Genomic DNA, 16,572 nt, shown 5'->3' with positions numbered 1-16,572 from the left:
TGACTTCATATCAGGAAATTTCTCAAATAATTTAGGAGCAATTTTATTAATATGAGCATCACTATCTTGTGCAGAAAGTACAACCATCACTAACAACTGATAAAGATTTTGATAATCCAAAGGATGTTTGTTGTCTTTATATTTTGCAATTAATGGCTTTAAAGCTTTCGCCCAATCAGTGCTTTCATTGAACAAATCCATTTATTTTTCTTCCTTAAAATCCACAGAAAGCGAATTCACACAATAACGTTGACCAGTTTTCGTAGGTCCATCATCAAAAACGTGACCCAAATGACTTCCGCAATTTGCACATAAAATTTCAGTACGCAACATTCCGTGAGAAACATCTTTAATATATTCTACTTTTCCAGGAATCGATTCGTCAAAAGAAGGCCATCCACAATGCGCATCAAATTTTGAATCACTTTTAAATAAAGGTTCGCCACAAGCGCCACAACAATATGTTCCTTGTTCAAAAGTCAAGTTGTATTTTCCAGAATGTGGAAATTCTGTACCTTTTTGTCTTAAAATTTTATAGCGTTCCAAGCCTAATTCGGCTTTCCATTCTTCTTCGGTTTTATTTACTGGGTATTTCATTTTAATTATTTTTTAGCTGGAACAAATTTAATCGATACCGAATTAGTACAAAAACGTTTTCCGGTAGTTGCTGCAGGACCATCGTCAAAAACGTGTCCCAAGTGACCGCCACATTTTGCACACATCACTTCGGTTCGTGTCATTCCAAATGAGTTATCTTCTTTGTAAGTTACTGATCCTTTGATAGCTTGGTCAAAAGAAGGCCAACCACAGTCTGAATCAAATTTTGCATTTGAGTGGAAAAGTACATTTCCACAAGCGGCACAAACATAATCTCCTTTTTCAAAATGGTTATAATATTCTCCGGTGAAAGCTCTTTCGGTTCCTTTATTTCTTAACACTTCATACTGTTCTGGGGTCAATTCTTTCTTCCATTCCGCATCTGTTTTTTGAACTTTTGTACTCATTTTTTTGGTAGGTTTTTCTTTCTTTTCTTGGCTGTGGCAAGACGAAAAAGTTAAAACGGCAACGACTAACAAGATGAAATTTTTCATAATTTTTTACTTTAAAAATGCTACAATTTTTTTGATGACTTTGGTATCACCCAAGATTTTTCGATGTCCTAATTCTCCAGTAAGCAACAACTCACCGTTTTTTAAATTTTCAAAAATGTGATGCGCCGCTTTAACCGGAACGTCTTCATCATCTTTATCGTGAATCACAAGAACAGGAATCTGTATTTCTCTTGCTGCTATATACGCAGAAAAACTCTCCATAGTTTCACCGATTTTTTTCTCAAAACTGGCCATGATCTTTTTGCTGATTGCAATATTCATACCCAATTTCTCCACAAAATCATCCATAATATCTTTCACAATATCGCCACTTCCAATCACCACTGCTTTTTTGACTTTCAGCCCTTTTTTAATCGCATTTAAAATCGTCATGCCTCCTAAAGAATGGCCAATTGCTACTTCAAACAGCCCATGTTTTTCCTCCAATTCCATAACAGCCGCAATAAAATCAGTCATATTGCTAGTTTTTCCAGCTGATTTTCCGTGTGCAGGAGCATCAAAACTTATGGTCGAATATCCCATTTTTAACATTTCATCCGCAATCTTCACCAGTTGGGTTCCCCTGCCAGACCATCCGTGGACCAGCAAAACTTTTTTGCTTTCCGTGCCATATTTGTACACCACTATTTCCTTGCCAATGCTTTGAATACTGAATTTTTCTTGGATAGAATTAGCGTCCATTTCAATTTCACGTTTCGGAAGCTTGTGCTTTATTGGTGTCACAAACAATTTTGTAGCAAACTTTACCGCCAATTTTGGTGACATCGCTTCTAAAATTTTAGCGGTAACCAAAATAGTTTTCGGTATTTTTAAAGATTGTTGGTGCTTTTTTGGGGCTTCTGACATGACACAAATTTTTACGCAAGTTATTACTTATCAAAATTTTTATTAATTTAAAACTCATAAATTATACATAAATATAACCCTAAATTTATTCAGAAGCGAATTGTCAGTCTCTTATCAATAATCCATTTTCCTGTTGCAGCAACTCGCTTTAAACCTGTTCGATGACAGGTTGAAGAGCTCAAACAATTGCAGCAACAGGGCTAGTTAAAAACAAAAGGCTTTCTTTTAACTTTCGGGACATTTTCGAGCATCGTAAATATTGAAAAATAAAAAAGATGATGGAAAAAGGCTTTGGTGGAATATAGTAGAGAAATTTGGGTTTAGCCAAACGGAATTTATTCAAAATGAATCTTTTAAGATTGTCTTGCTATTTGGTCTATATACAAATTGACAATGAAGATGTTAATTTAGCAGCTTCCAATTTAGAGAATGATAATACTTTAACAATAAATAAGGATTTTTCTGAAATACATATCAAAGGAAAGTAGTAAATTTGAGTACAAACCAATTAACATAGCAAAAATGAAACGTAGATATTTATTAATCCCGATACTTGTAGGAGGAATTTTATATTCTTGTGCCACTAATCCATTTACCGGAAAGAGTACTTTGGCTTTAGTGCCAGATTCTCAGATTTTGCCGTCTGCTTTCCAGCAATACAGCACCTTTTTAAAGGAAAATAAAGTAATTACCGGAACTGCCGATGCCAATAGAGTGACTTCAGTAGGAACAAAGATTAAAAATGCCGCCGAAAAATACCTGAATGCAAATGGTTATCAAGGCTATTTGAAAGATTACCAATGGGAATATAAATTAGTGGATAGCAAAGAAATAAACGCTTGGTGTATGCCAGGAGGAAAAATTGTTTTTTACACTGGAATTCTTCCAATTACCAAAGATGATACCGGAATGGCAGTGGTAATGGGACACGAAGTTGCTCACGCATTATTAAACCACGGCCAGCAACGTATGAGTTCAGATGTTTTAACGCAACTGGGCGCTGCCGGTGTTGGCGTGGCAACAGGTGGAAAAAGTGAAGCAACACAGCAAATTGCAATGCAAGCTTATGGCGTTACCGCGCAATATGGTGTCGCTTTGCCATTTAGCAGAAGCCATGAAACTGAAGCTGACAAAGTGGGATTGATTTTAATGGCTATTGCAGGATATAATCCAGAAGCTTCAATCGCATTCTGGGAAAGAATGGCTGCCAATTCAGGAGGTGGAGCTCCACCAGAATTTATGAGTACGCACCCTTCAAATGCTACAAGAATTGCCAATTTAAAAGCAATGATACCGCAAGCGAAAGCGGAAGCGGCAAAATATGGCGTTACATTTAAATAAAAGATAATCTTGTGTTTCAAGAAAAAATAATATCTTCGAAGCTGCTCTAACGAGCAGTTTTTTTTATGTCAAAAAGATAAATTTATGCAAACAGCTTTACCAAAAGGGAGTAAAAAATTAATGAATGCGTGGGCATTTTATGATTGGGCCAATTCGGTGTATCCATTGGTGATTTCTTCGGCCATTTTTCCTTTGTATTTTGGGTTTTTATTTCCAAAGGAAGGCGCTCCATTGCATTTTTTAGGACATGATTTTAAAGCTACGGCGTTGATCAGCTTTGTAACCGCTTTTGCCTTTTTGGTTGTTGCGATAATTTCTCCGATACTTTCAGGAATAGCCGATTTTGCTGGAAATAAGAAGCGCTTTCTGCAGTTTTTCTGTTATTTAGGAGCCTTGTCTTGCATCGGAATGTATTGGTTTACCAAAGAAAATATTTACTTCGGGATCATTTGCTTTTTCTTTGGATTGATTGGTTTTTGGGGAAGTTTGGTTTTTTATAATTCTTATTTGCCAGACATTGCTTTTGCCGAACAACAGGACGGATTGAGTGCAAGAGGTTATTCGATGGGCTATGTGGGTAGCGTAATTTTGCTATTAATTTGCCTTTATTTTATTTTAAGCAAAGAAGGAGCCGAAGCTTTAGAAATGATGAAATTATCTTTTCTACTAACCGGAATTTGGTGGATTTTATTCAGCCAATATGCTTTTTATTACCTTCCGAAAGGAAATAAGAATGGCGCAAAAATTACAAAAGATGTCCTTTTTAGTGGTTTCAGAGAATTGAAAAAAGTAAAAAATGAATTGGTGAAACATTTGAGTTTGGCAAGATATCTCACGGCATTCTTTGTATATAGCATGGCAGTTCAGACGGTTATGTTGGTAGCGACTTATTTTGGAGAACAAGAAATCAACTGGAAGGACGATGCAGGAAAAACACAAGGATTAATTGTCAGTATCCTGGCAATTCAATTGGTAGCAATTTTAGGAGCAATCATCACGGCTAAAGCTTCGAATAAATTCGGAAATATAAAAACGCTGATTGTTATTAATGCCATTTGGGCAGTAATTTGCATAGGGGCTTATTTTGTTACAGAACCGATTCACTTTTATGTAACAGCTTGTTTTGTCGGTTTAGTAATGGGAGGAATTCAAGCACTTTCTCGTTCTACCTATTCTAAATTTTTACCCCAAACGCAAGACACGACTTCGTATTTCAGTTTTTATGATGTTGCCGAAAAAATAGGTATCGTAATCGGAATGTGTATCTATGGAGTAATTGATCAAAGTACCGGAAGTATGCGTAATTCTATCGTGTTTTTAACAATTTTCTTTATAATTGGATTGGTTTTATTGCTTAGAGTTCCGAAAAAAGTATTGCCGGAGAAATAAAATAAATTATATTTGGTTTTTGTTAACAAACCTAAAACCAAACTTATGAAAAAAATTACTTTGGCGATTTTTACTTTTATAATTGCTACAAGTTTACTCACATCTTGTTCCAATGAAGAGATTGACCCAGCACTTAATACTGATCCAGAAGTTCAGTGCATTGCACCAAATTATTTTCAAGTAAGTGATTTTATCGATGGGACAAATGTAAATTTAACGTGGGTTCCTGGTGCAAACGAAACAAGTTGGGAAATAGAATATGGACTATCAGGATTTTCATTAGGATCAGGAACTTTGGTTGCTTCAACAACGCATAACATCACCATTGCTGGCTTGACATCTACAAATTCATACCAATTTTATTTACGTTCAAAATGCAGTACAACTGATTTTGGCAGTTATGTTGGTCCAATTGCCGTAAATTCTTCAACTAATGATAGCTGCTTAATGCCGACTAATCTTTCTGCAGTTCGATTTGCTTCAAATCTTTCTCAGATAAATTTAAATTGGACAGCAATTGGCGAAGCAACTTCGTGGGAAATTCAGTATGGCCCTCAAGGATTTGTTCCTGGTAATGGAAATTCAACACTAACAACAACAAACTCATTTCAATTCACAGGTATGTCGCTTATGTCGGCGTATGATTTTTATGTGAGAGCAGTTTGTTCTGCGACTGAAAATAGCAATTGGACACCAGTCGTTACCGTGCCAGCTGTAACTTCACCTCCAATTACAAACTATGCTTTTATGGGTGCAAATGTTTACAATGTGCAACGAAACGGATTAAGGCCGTTACTATACGGTTTTACGCAAGGAACTTCAATTGATTATTTTGACAGCTCTGAAGCTCCTTATTTGAAAATGCAAGGAAATAGTAATTATCAGAACCCAACTATAACTCCTGGAACATTTGAAATAAATATTAGAATTCCTCAAAGCCAATGGCATCCAGGAACTTACGCGTTGCAAGGCGACATTGACGTAATTAGAGATGGAAATAACAGCTATGTTCATTTTATTCAGTTCCCGGCAGGTTTTGTTGTTTCTGGAGCCACAATATCAAACGGAACCATCACTGTAACAGAATTTAATACAACAACGAGAAGAATTACAGGAACTTTTAGCTTTGATTATATTAGTCTTTACAACGACGGCACTTCCTCAAGTCTCGGACACGTCACAAATGGAACATTTGATTATCCTTTAGATGACGATTTTTTTGACTAAGACAAATTAAAAATCCCGAGCAATCGGGATTTTTTTGTTTTATAGAATATTAGCTGAAATTATTCGTTTAAAATAAAACATTTATATTTACAAAAAAATTAACCCAAACCAATGAAAATGAAAATGAAAAAATTTATAACTTTTTTCGCCGTAGTCCTTACTGCTTTTAACTTTGTCTCGTGTGATAATGAACCCATCGATCCAGCCATCGTGATTGGAGGTGAAAATCCAGGAGAAAATCCAGGAAATCCAACAGCGCCCGCAGTTTTTAAAGCTGATTTTGACGGACAGACTTTTACTACTTCAACAGCACAGGCTTACATTTCTGGTGGCTCTATAACATTGAGCGCCATTAAGCCTAATGGAGAATCTTTCTCAATGATTTTAGACGGAACTGCAACCGGAACCTATCCGGCAAATTCAAACTTAATTGGATATTCTCCATCATTTGACGATTATTCTTATGCTGGAAACCATCCAACAGATGAAAATGCAAACACAGGATCGATTATTGTAACTTCAATAAACACAGAAAACCAAACCATTTCTGGAACATTTAGTTTTACCGGTTATTGGACGGATTACACCGACGACACTATAGCTCCAAAAGAATTTTCAAACGGTGTTTTTACGAATATTCCATACACAAGTGTAAGTCCAACAGGTGATACTTTTGACGCTACTTTAAACGGAAACGTTTTTAACGATGTTGATATCTTGACTATTGAAACTTTAATTGCAGGACAAGATTTTATTTCCATTGGTGCTAGAAATTTGAACGATGACAGCATCACAGTTAGCGTAAGAAGTACAATTACTGCAGGAACTTATCCAATCACTGGCGACGTTGGAACAGATCAAGTTCAAATTAATTTTGCTCCAGAAACAGAAGAATTTGGAACAACTGCTTCTTCAGGAAGTGTAACAATTACAGAAAAAACAGCAACCAGAATCAAAGGAACCTTTAACGGAACAGTTGTTATTGGCGAAGATACTTTTACAATAACCGGCGGTTCATTTGATGTAGAGTACTAATCAAATTATTTAAACTATATTTAAATCCCGATTCATCGGGATTTTTTTATGGCATAAAGATTGATTTTAAGTACTTGAAATTAAAGATTTCATTTTACTAAGCATTGATTTTCAGTAAAATATACAGGCTTTTAATTTTAATTCAAGGCCTATCAAAAACGTTTAATGACAAAATGACTTAATACATACTATGTCAAATCAAAAAATACTTACAATTGACAATCTGTCACTACAAGAATTCGATAATGATTCAGAACTAATCCCACTTTTGACTCCTGAGGACGAAGAAGAAATGAATAATGAGGAATTACCTGAAGATTTACCCATTCTTCCGCTACGCAATACGGTTTTGTTTCCTGGAGTTGTAATTCCCATTACAGCGGGACGCGACAAATCGATCAAATTAATTAACGATGCCAATGCGGGTGGAAAAGTGATTGGCGTGGTCTCTCAAAAAAATGAAGACGACGAAGATCCGTCTCCAGAGGATATCAATAAAATCGGAACGGTTGCCCGAATTCTTCGCGTTTTAAAAATGCCTGACGGAAATGTAACGGTTATCCTCCAAGGAAAAAAACGATTTGAAATTGACCAGGTTACTACAGAATTACCCTACCTAAAAGCTACGATTAAAGAAGTTCCAGAGAATCGTCCTGAGAATGATGAAGCTGAATTTTCTACGATTATTGACTCGGTGAAAGAATTGGCGATTCAAATTATAAAAGAAAGTCCGAATATTCCAACCGAAGCTACTTTTGCGATTAAAAATATTGAAAGCAAATCTTTTGTAATCAATTTCGTATCTTCAAATATGAATCTTTCAGTTAAAGAAAAGCAAGATTTGTTGTCTATTAACGATTTGAAAGAAAGAGCTTTGGCTACGTTGAAATTTATGAACGTAGAGTTACAAAAACTAGAATTAAAGAATGATATTCAGTCAAAAGTTCGTTTTGATTTAGACCAACAGCAACGGGAATATTTTCTTCACCAACAAATGAAAACCATCCAAGAAGAATTGGGAGGCGTTTCTCACGAAGAAGAAATTGACGAAATGCGTATCAAAGGCCTAAAGAAAAAATGGAATGAAAAAACCAAAACGCATTTTGAAAAAGAACTTTCAAAAATGCAACGCATGAATCCGCAGTCGCCTGATTTCGGAATCCAAAGAAATTATTTAGAGTTGTTTTTAGAATTGCCTTGGAATGAATTTTCTAAAGATAATTTTGATTTAAAACGTGCCCAAAAAATCTTGGATAAAGATCATTTTGGCTTGGAAGATGTGAAAAAGAGAATGATCGAACATTTAGCCGTTTTGAAATTAAGAAATGATATGAAATCACCAATTTTGTGTCTTTACGGACCTCCAGGAGTTGGAAAAACCTCTATCGGAAAATCGGTTGCTGAAGCTTTAGGACGCGAATATGTTCGAATTTCTTTAGGCGGATTGCGTGATGAAGCAGAAATTCGCGGGCATAGAAAAACATACATTGGCGCCATGCCAGGACGAATTATCCAGAGTTTAAAGAAAGCGAAAACATCAAATCCTGTGTTTGTTTTGGATGAAATTGACAAATTGTCAAGCAGTAATAGCGGTGATCCTTCTTCAGCTTTATTGGAAGTTTTAGATCCAGAGCAGAATTCTGATTTCTACGATAATTTCCTTGAAATGGGATTTGACCTTTCAAAAGTGATGTTTATTGCCACTTCTAACAATATGTCAACAATCCAGCCAGCTTTGAAAGATAGGATGGAAGTGATCAATATGACAGGTTACACGATTGAAGAAAAAGTGGAAATTGCCAAACAACATTTGCTTCCGAAACAATTAAAAGAACACGGATTGACTTCAAAACATTTGACAATTGCGAAAAAGCAATTGGAAAAAATCGTGGTGGGTTACACAAGAGAATCTGGCGTTCGTGGTTTGGAAAAACAAATCGCAAAAATGGTTCGAAACACTGCAAAATCAATTGCAATGGAAGAAGAATACAACGTTAAAGTGACTGACGAAGATGTGATTAAAGTACTTGGGGCGCCAAGAATGGAACGCGACAAATATGAAAATAATGACGTTGCCGGAGTAGTTACAGGTTTGGCTTGGACTTCTGTTGGTGGCGATATTCTTTTCATAGAATCGATACTTTCAAAAGGAAAAGGAACCCTGACAATGACAGGAAACCTTGGAACGGTGATGAAAGAATCGGCGACAATTGCTTTAGAATATATCAAATCAAACGCGGAAAGATTAGGAATCAATCCAGAAGTGATATCCAATTATAACGTTCATATTCACGTTCCAGAAGGAGCAACGCCAAAAGACGGACCAAGTGCCGGAGTGGCGATGTTGACTTCTCTGGTTTCTTCTTTTGTTCAAAGAAAAATCAAGAAAAGCCTTGCCATGACTGGAGAAATTACTTTAAGAGGAAGAGTGCTTCCTGTGGGTGGCATCAAAGAGAAAATCTTGGCAGCAAAAAGAGCCAACATTAAAGAATTGATTCTTTGCCATGAGAATAAACGTGATATCGATGAAATCAAGCCTGAATATTTAGAGGGTTTGACATTTCATTACGTAAAAGAAATGAGCGAAGTTTTGGCCATCGCCATTACGGACCAAAAAGCGAAAAACGCGAAAATATTGTAAGATTTTTATAATAAATATCAAAAAAGGCAAAAGTGAAATTAATTTCAAACTTTTGCCTTTTCTGTTTTATCTTTGGACTCAAAAAATAATATCTTCGCATCTGCGTTATATATTCAGAAATAAGGAAAATCCCCTAAATGTTTAAGAAAACTTTTATTGTTTTGCTGGTACTTTTTTGCACTGATTCGTTCAGTCAAATTGGCGGTAAATATGTATATCAGTTTTTAAATTTGGTGACTTCGCCAAGGCAGGCCGCTTTGGGAGGAAAAACGGTGACCATCCACGATTATGATGTGAACCAAGGAATCTTCAATCCGGCGACCATCAATCCAGAAATGGACAACCGCCTTTCTGTAAATTATGGAAGTTATTTTGGAGAAGTTACTTATGGAACCGCCGCATACGCTTACACCTATGACCGTCACGTGCAGACTTTTCACGCTTCGGTAAATTATGTCAACTACGGAAGCTTTGACGGATATGATGAAAACGGACAGCAGACTGCTGAATTTACCGGCAGCGATATTGCCGTTTCTTTTGGCTATGCTTTCAATATTCCGTGGACCGATATTTATCTTGGCGCCAACGGAAAACTAATTTCTTCTACTTTAGAAAGTTACAATTCTTTTGGTGCGGCCGTTGATATCGGCGCTTTGTATATTGATGACAAAAATGATATTAATATTGCTCTCGCCATCAGAAACGTAGGTTTTCAGATAAAACCTTATCAAGATACAAATGAAAAACTGCCGATGGAAATCGTTGCTGGTATTTCGCAATCGTTAGAAAATGTGCCGATTCGCTGGCATTTGACTTTGGAGAATTTACAGCAATGGAATATCGCTTTTTCAAACCCAAATAGGGCAGAAGGTTCGCTTGACGGCGGCAGCAATGAAGAAAAGGTCGGTTTTTTTAATAATGCCTTGCGCCACGTAATTGTAGGAGCGGAGTTGTTTCCTGAAAAAAGTTTTTCGGTTCGTTTGGGCTATAATTTCAGGCGGGCAGAAGAGCTTCGAATTGTCGACCAACGCAATTTCTCCGGAATTTCAGCAGGTTTCGGACTTCGTTTTAATAATGTCAGATTCGATTATTCCTATTCCAAATATACTTCTGACTCAAACACGAGTTTATTTGGGTTAATGATTAATTTTCAATAAAATATTTTGGATAAAAAAATTACTATTGCCATTGATGGCTTTTCCTCTACCGGAAAAAGTACGCTAGCCAAGCAGTTGGCTAAAGAATTAGGCTATATTTATGTAGATACAGGCGCTATGTATCGTGCCGTTGCCTTGTACGCAATGCAGCACGATTTTATTTCAGAAACTCATTTTGACAAAGAAAGCTTGGTTGCAAAATTGCCAAAAGTAACATTACAATTCTTATTTAATCCAGAGTTGGGTTTTGCAGAAATGTACTTAAACGAAGTCAATGTGGAAACTGAAATCAGGACTTTAGCAGTTTCAAATTTTGTAAGCAAAGTTGCTGAAGTTTCTGAAGTTCGATCAAAATTAGTCGAGCAACAACAGCACATGGGCGAAAACAAAGGCATCGTGATGGACGGCCGCGACATCGGAACGGTGGTTTTTAAAGACGCCGAGTTAAAACTCTTTATGACGGCAAGTTCTGAAACCCGGGCCAAAAGACGCTATCAAGAGCTGATTGAAAAAGGCCAAGAGGTAACGTATGAAGACGTCTTAAAAAATGTGGAAGAACGCGATTATATTGACACCCACCGCGAAGATTCTCCTTTAGTGAAAGCTTCAGACGCTATTGAAATCGACAATTCACAACTTTCCATTTCCGAACAGTTCCAAAAAGTTTTAGAGTTGGTAAAAAGCGTTTCGTAAAACGTGGCAAACTTTTGGTAATCCCATTTTAAATGGTAGATTTACGGGCTGTAAAAATTTCAGAAAAACACAAATAGCATTAAAAATATTTTATGGGAATAAAAAATAGATTAATCACGATGAGTTTTCTCCAGTTTTTTGTTTGGGGAGCTTGGTTGATTACAATCGCAAATTATTGGTTTGGTACAAAACAATGGGAAGGAACGCAATTTGGTTTGGTTTTCGGAACTATGGGTATCGCCTCTTTGTTTATGCCGACATTAACAGGAATAATTGCTGATAGATGGATTAATGCTGAAAAATTATACGGAATACTTCATATTTTATACGCAGCCGTTTTATTTTCTTTTCCATTTGTTGAAACGCCAACCGCTTTTATTTATGTCATGCTTTTGGCAATGTGTTTTTACATGCCGACCATTTCACTAAGTAATTCAATTTCATATACTTCACTAAAATTAAGTAATAAAGATGTAGTCAAAGATTTTCCGCCTATTCGTGTTTTTGGAACTATCGGTTTCATCGTTGCAATGTGGATTACCAACTTGACCGGAAATAAAGCTACAGAATACCAATTTTATATTGCTGGAATTGCGGCTTTAATTTTAGGCTTTTATGCTTTTACATTGCCAAAATGTGAACCTCAAAAACTCACAAAAGAAAATGCTACGCTATCAGAAACTTTAGGTTTAGAAGCTTTTAAGTTTTTTGCAGATTATAAGATGGCACTTTTCTTTATTTTCTCGATGTTTTTAGGAGGCGCTTTACAATTAACAAATGCTTACGGAGATGTTTTTTTAGATGAATTCAAACATTTTCCAAAATATGCCGACTCTTTCGTGGTAGAATATTCTACGATTATCATGTCAATTTCTCAAATATCTGAAACACTTTTCATTCTTGCCATTCCGTTTTTCTTGAAACGTTTTGGTATCAAACAAGTAATGTTAATCAGTATGTTGGCTTGGGTTTTACGTTTCGCATTATTTGCTTTTGGAGACCCAACAACAGGATTATGGATGATCATTATGTCGTGTGTCGTTTATGGAATGGCATTCGATTTCTTCAATATTTCGGGTTCATTATTCGTAGAAACCAATACAGAACCAAAAAATCGTTCTTCTGCTCAAGGACTTTTCATGATGATGACCAATGGTTTTGGAGCAGTTTTAGGAAGTTTCACATCAGGTTGGGCAATTGACAAGTATTTTACCAAATCATTTTCGAATACGACAGAATTGTCAACATATCTTCAAACGGAACCAGACAATCAATTGATGTCAGGTTTTATACAAGGTCAAGGAGTTGAAATCACAAATGGCGTTTTCAGCCGAGAAATTTTAATGAAAGACTGGCACAGTATCTGGATATCATTTGCTGTTTACGCTTTGATTATCGCAATCGCTTTTGCCATTTTATTTAAGCATAAGCACAAACCAGAAGACGTTGCAAGCGTCGCGCACTAACATACTAAAACCCTTTCAAATTCTGAAAGGGTTTTTTATTTCTTTTTTTGAACGAAAAGTTTAGGCTTTTTTTAGCGATCCATTTTCCCGCTTTTCGTTTCAATCTTTTTATTTTTTAAAGAAAAACAAAAAGGATTTTCACTATAATAGGGGTTAGTTCATCTTTCATAAACCGCAGGTTGCCGATACGCTTTGCAAAATAAAAAAAACTAGCGTTTCATTGCAAAATGGCCGCGGTGTTCTTTTCCGTTTTCTCTTTTGACCAAAAACCAATAATCTGTTGACGGAAGTGCGTATCCGTTTAAGGTTCCGTCCCAACCTGGATCTTTAGCTCCAAAACCGGTAATTAGTTTTCCGTATCGGTCAAAAATATAGACAATCATATTGGGTTCCATCATCGAGAATTTGATTCTCCAAAAATCATTATATCCGTCCGCATTTGGAGTAAAAAACTTAGGATAGGTTAGTAGAAATACAGCTTCTTCTGCATCGGGACCACAGCCATTTTTATCTTTTACAAAAACGGTGTATGATCCTGTTTGTAATCCATAAAAAGTGTTTTCAGATTGAAAATTGACATTGTCAATAGAATATTCATAATCGCCAATTCCGTTTTCTAAAAACACTGAAATAGTATTGTTAGAATCTGTCCAATCGGTTACGGTAATTTGGTTAATTTTAGGAGCATTTGATTGTTTGATTTCAATTTGGTGTTTGGCCGTGCAAAGAGTGTTTTCGTATTCTTTTGTAAAAGTCAAAGTATAAATTCCGGGCTGTTCAAAAGTAGCAGTTTTCCCGATTTGTCCGTCTGACCAAACGTAGGAATTATATCCGGGATCGGCAGTTATGGTAATGTTTGAATTGTCGCAGAAGCTGAAATTTCTATCGAGGTTTAATAACGGATATTCCTTTACTTCGAGATTAAAATCAGTAATAGCAAAGCAATCTAAGTTTGTGGGATGATTTACTCTGGCAAAAATCTGTTGGTTTCCAGAAGAATAATATTCTGGTAAAGCATTTATTTCAGAATTAGCATCTGAAGCAGTTTCATAATAACTTACGGAATAAGTTGTAGGCGATTGATTTCCTAAAATCTGTGAATTTAAAGTGGAAAGTGTGAAATTTTCAATTCCGTCATCAGAACTATCGTCACACACAACAAAGTTATTAAGTTGATTTGCAAAAACAGGCGGGGGCAGGAGGGCCACATCAAATTCATAGGTTCTAATTACGCCACATCCATCTGAAACTTCAAATTTGTAAACGGCTGGATCAAGATTTGTGAAAATAGGGCTATTTCCGTTGTAAATAAAAAAGGGCTGTCCATTTTTCTCAATAATTTTAAATGCAAAAGGAGGAACGCCATCAATCAAAACTCTTACATCTGAAATTTCGCCATTACAAGTCAGGCTTTCTAATCCATCTATTTTAAGAATTCCTAAGTAATCAAATTCTTTTAAAGTAATGAGACAATTTTTTAATTCTGAAGTACTTCCATTATCAAATGTTTCAAATCGTTTTAAAATCCTGAAAGTTCCGGTATAAGTAAGGTTGTAAAGGGTTGTGTTGTTTGTTAGAGGTAAAGAATTTTCAGGATTTGGTAGCGTGTTTTCGGTGTAAACAACATTTGTTTGTGGGTGTCCCCACGTGTTAGTGAACGGATCTAACTTTTGCAACCAAAATGATTGTCCAGCTAGACTGTTGCTTATATGATTAAAAAAGAAATCAAATGATCCGCAATGCTGAAATAATTCAAATTCATCGGTGGTAACTGAATATCCGGTTACTGTTATAAATAAAGTTTTGGCGCTACCGCAACCATTTATGGTATTAAAAGTGTAGTTTCCAGGTATGAAGTTATTCATGGTAAAATTGCCATTTGTTCCAATTTCAGCACTTACGTCAAAAGGTAATGTTTGTGAGAAACCGGCTGGTGCTGTAGTTATAATTACGCTCACAAGCCCGTTTGCGGCAGCTCTTATTCTGACGCCTCCTTTTCCTATTTCACAATCTGGACGAGAATTAAAACCAACTTCATTATTGGTGGAATTAACTATAGTCGCTTCAACTGTATATTCATAACCACAGGTGTCGTATAAAATAAAAATATAGGTTCCCGCCGGAACATTGTTAAATTGCAATCCATCATTGGGAACAATAAAGTTTGCTATATTTTGGGGCAAAGCACCGGTGTATTCTATTGGTGCTGAAATTATTGTTGCAGTTGTGAATTCACGGTTTGGTAATTTTATTTTTATATTTCCAGTTGTTGAGGCGCAACCTCCGGTTTGAGTGGCATTGATAGTTGGTTGCAGTTCCACATATTCTATTGTGATAGATTGTGAGGTTGTTCTCCCACAAGCATCAGTAATTTCAATAGTATAATCTCCCATGGGAACATAATTTGTCTCATCTCCAAAAGTAATTTCACTTGAAGTAAGGATTCCGGTAAAAAGCGGATTATAAACTATAGGATCAAATCCGGGTGGAGACTGTGTAAAGGTAATAGTTGTAGGTCCTCTATATTTGGTTAGTTGTACATCTAAAAAATAATTATTGCAATCAGCTTCACGGGGCGCTATCAGTAAATTAATTTTTTGATTTATAATATTATTATTGACATTGTATATTAAACCACAATAGTCGGTTACTTTTAAGTCATAAGAATAAATCTGATCATGATAAAAAGGAATTATTTCATAAATTGCCCACAATTGAGGATCACCGCTAGTAAGCACTCCTGGAATAATTACTGGAGCACTATTGTCTGGAGGGTAAATAGTAAATTCATACTGAATTGGGTAATGAATACTAGAATTATTCGAATGTATTTCGTGTAATACTGTGATCAAATTACAGCCAGGGAGCTCTATATCTGGAAACATTATAGGTCTTATTGTCATTTCTGGTGTGGTTGTAAAAACAGCTCTAGTTTCAACTAAAGCCTCGCCACAATTGTCATAAACACGTACTTGATAGGTTCCGGCAGGAAGTGCCGTAAAAACATTTGAAGTCTGAATGGGGCGAGTAACGGGACCCGAAATTATTTCATAAGAAACAGCTGTTCCTGAAGTTATGTTTGCCGTAATTGTGGCGTCATTACCACAAATGGCGTTTGTGCTTGATAATGAAATGTCAAACGGAACTAGTGCGTTACTAATTGTGATTTCTTGCGTTTGTGTGTTAAAATCAGGGGATAAAGTTTGTGTGGCAACAATTTGATAGGTTCCGTTGGAAAGTCCTCCGATGAAACTTGCAGAAATGCTGGCGATTTCATTAACCAAATTCGGTAATTTATAAACTCTGTAATTTAGTGTTGCCCCGGGAGTTGTGTTCGTTGTTATGAAATTTAAAGTTCCGTTACCGGGACAAGTTTCATCTGTTTTTGTTATTTGAAGTGTAAATTCTGAAAGCTGGGCGTTGGCTTGAAGAGAAAATAAACAGATTAGCAGTAGCAAAAATAATTTTGCTCCAATAAATATGGAGGATTTGTATTCTTTAAAATTAGTATTATGTAGTTTTTTTTTCAAATTAACTGATTATCATTTTTTAATATACTTAATAGGCTTGCTAATTCGGCAGTAAAATTGCTTTTTTGTTTTAAATCCTCTAATATAAATATAATTTTTGTTTTGGCAATTATTAGTAAGTTTTGTTTTATGATT

The 16,572-nt window shown here is 35.9% G+C and carries 12 protein-coding genes and 1 pseudogene; 8 read left to right on the top strand and 5 right to left on the bottom strand.

The window, feature by feature from the left end; all coding sequences use genetic code 11:
- The 4 genes and pseudogenes from EG849_RS04460 to EG849_RS04445 form a co-directional block, all read right to left on the bottom strand.
- Positions 1-201, bottom strand: a pseudogene (locus EG849_RS04460) (endonuclease III domain-containing protein); the annotation flags it as partial.
- A complete protein-coding gene (msrB, locus tag EG849_RS04455) occupies positions 202-597 on the bottom strand; it encodes a peptide-methionine (R)-S-oxide reductase MsrB (RefSeq protein ID WP_125011886.1) in 396 nt (131 codons plus the stop codon).
- 5 nt (positions 598-602) lie between these two features.
- A complete protein-coding gene (gene msrB, locus EG849_RS04450) occupies positions 603-1,091 on the bottom strand; it encodes a peptide-methionine (R)-S-oxide reductase MsrB (RefSeq protein ID WP_125011885.1) in 489 nt (162 codons plus the stop codon).
- 6 nt (positions 1,092-1,097) lie between these two features.
- Positions 1,098-1,958: an alpha/beta hydrolase gene (locus EG849_RS04445; protein ID WP_125011884.1), complete on the bottom strand. Its 861-nt coding sequence runs from the start codon at positions 1,956-1,958 to the stop codon at positions 1,098-1,100.
- Positions 1,959-2,480: 522 nt separating this feature from the next.
- Here EG849_RS04445 and EG849_RS04440 point away from each other — a divergent pair.
- The 8 genes from EG849_RS04440 (at position 2,481) to EG849_RS04405 (ending at position 12,907) form a co-directional block, all read left to right on the top strand.
- Positions 2,481-3,299 (top strand): M48 family metallopeptidase, encoded by an 819-nt coding sequence (locus EG849_RS04440; protein WP_125011883.1) that lies wholly within the window; start codon positions 2,481-2,483, stop codon positions 3,297-3,299.
- 84 nt (positions 3,300-3,383) lie between these two features.
- Positions 3,384-4,688: an MFS transporter gene (locus EG849_RS04435; RefSeq protein ID WP_125011882.1), complete on the top strand. Its 1,305-nt coding sequence runs from the start codon at positions 3,384-3,386 to the stop codon at positions 4,686-4,688.
- Positions 4,689-4,733: 45 nt separating this feature from the next.
- Positions 4,734-5,915, top strand: coding sequence for a fibronectin type III domain-containing protein (locus tag EG849_RS04430; protein WP_125011881.1), 1,182 nt, complete (start codon positions 4,734-4,736; stop codon positions 5,913-5,915).
- A gap of 123 nt (positions 5,916-6,038) precedes the next feature.
- Complete coding sequence (locus tag EG849_RS04425) at positions 6,039-6,950, top strand: DUF6252 family protein (protein ID WP_125011880.1); 912 nt, start codon at positions 6,039-6,041, stop codon at positions 6,948-6,950.
- Between the two features lie 190 nt (positions 6,951-7,140).
- On the top strand, positions 7,141-9,591 hold the full coding sequence (gene lon / locus EG849_RS04420) for an endopeptidase La (RefSeq protein ID WP_125011879.1): 2,451 nt from the start codon (positions 7,141-7,143) through the stop codon (positions 9,589-9,591).
- Between the two features lie 137 nt (positions 9,592-9,728).
- Positions 9,729-10,748 carry a type IX secretion system protein PorQ gene (porQ, locus tag EG849_RS04415; protein ID WP_125011878.1) on the top strand — a complete coding sequence of 340 codons (1,020 nt, stop codon included), beginning with the start codon at positions 9,729-9,731 and terminating at the stop codon, positions 10,746-10,748.
- A 6-nt stretch (positions 10,749-10,754) separates the two neighbouring features.
- Entirely contained in the window at positions 10,755-11,441 is a 687-nt protein-coding gene (cmk, locus tag EG849_RS04410) for a (d)CMP kinase (protein ID WP_125011877.1), read from the top strand.
- A 92-nt stretch (positions 11,442-11,533) separates the two neighbouring features.
- Entirely contained in the window at positions 11,534-12,907 is a 1,374-nt protein-coding gene (locus EG849_RS04405) for a nucleoside permease (RefSeq protein ID WP_125011876.1), read from the top strand.
- 209 nt (positions 12,908-13,116) lie between these two features.
- On the opposite strand, the gene EG849_RS04400 is transcribed toward EG849_RS04405, so the two are convergent.
- Positions 13,117-16,437 (bottom strand): T9SS type B sorting domain-containing protein, encoded by a 3,321-nt coding sequence (locus tag EG849_RS04400; protein WP_125011875.1) that lies wholly within the window; start codon positions 16,435-16,437, stop codon positions 13,117-13,119.
- Positions 16,438-16,572: the final 135 nt, after the last annotated feature.

It is taken from the genome of Flavobacterium macacae, from assembly GCF_003865365.1.
Taxonomy (GTDB): Bacteria; Bacteroidota; Bacteroidia; order Flavobacteriales; family Flavobacteriaceae; genus Flavobacterium; species Flavobacterium macacae.
Note: the sequence above shows the minus strand (reverse complement) of the source record. Positions and strands in the feature narration are given on the sequence as shown.

Coding starts and splice junctions, on each gene's coding strand:
- msrB (WP_125011886.1), bottom strand. CDS start 597: ATGAAATACCCAGTAAATAAAACCGAAGAAGAATGGAAAGCCGAATTA.
- msrB (WP_125011885.1), bottom strand. CDS start 1,091: ATGAAAAATTTCATCTTGTTAGTCGTTGCCGTTTTAACTTTTTCGTCT.
- EG849_RS04445 (WP_125011884.1), bottom strand. CDS start 1,958: ATGTCAGAAGCCCCAAAAAAGCACCAACAATCTTTAAAAATACCGAAA.
- EG849_RS04440 (WP_125011883.1), top strand. CDS start 2,481: ATGAAACGTAGATATTTATTAATCCCGATACTTGTAGGAGGAATTTTA.
- EG849_RS04435 (WP_125011882.1), top strand. CDS start 3,384: ATGCAAACAGCTTTACCAAAAGGGAGTAAAAAATTAATGAATGCGTGG.
- EG849_RS04430 (WP_125011881.1), top strand. CDS start 4,734: ATGAAAAAAATTACTTTGGCGATTTTTACTTTTATAATTGCTACAAGT.
- EG849_RS04425 (WP_125011880.1), top strand. CDS start 6,039: ATGAAAAAATTTATAACTTTTTTCGCCGTAGTCCTTACTGCTTTTAAC.
- lon (WP_125011879.1), top strand. CDS start 7,141: ATGTCAAATCAAAAAATACTTACAATTGACAATCTGTCACTACAAGAA.
- porQ (WP_125011878.1), top strand. CDS start 9,729: ATGTTTAAGAAAACTTTTATTGTTTTGCTGGTACTTTTTTGCACTGAT.
- EG849_RS04405 (WP_125011876.1), top strand. CDS start 11,534: ATGGGAATAAAAAATAGATTAATCACGATGAGTTTTCTCCAGTTTTTT.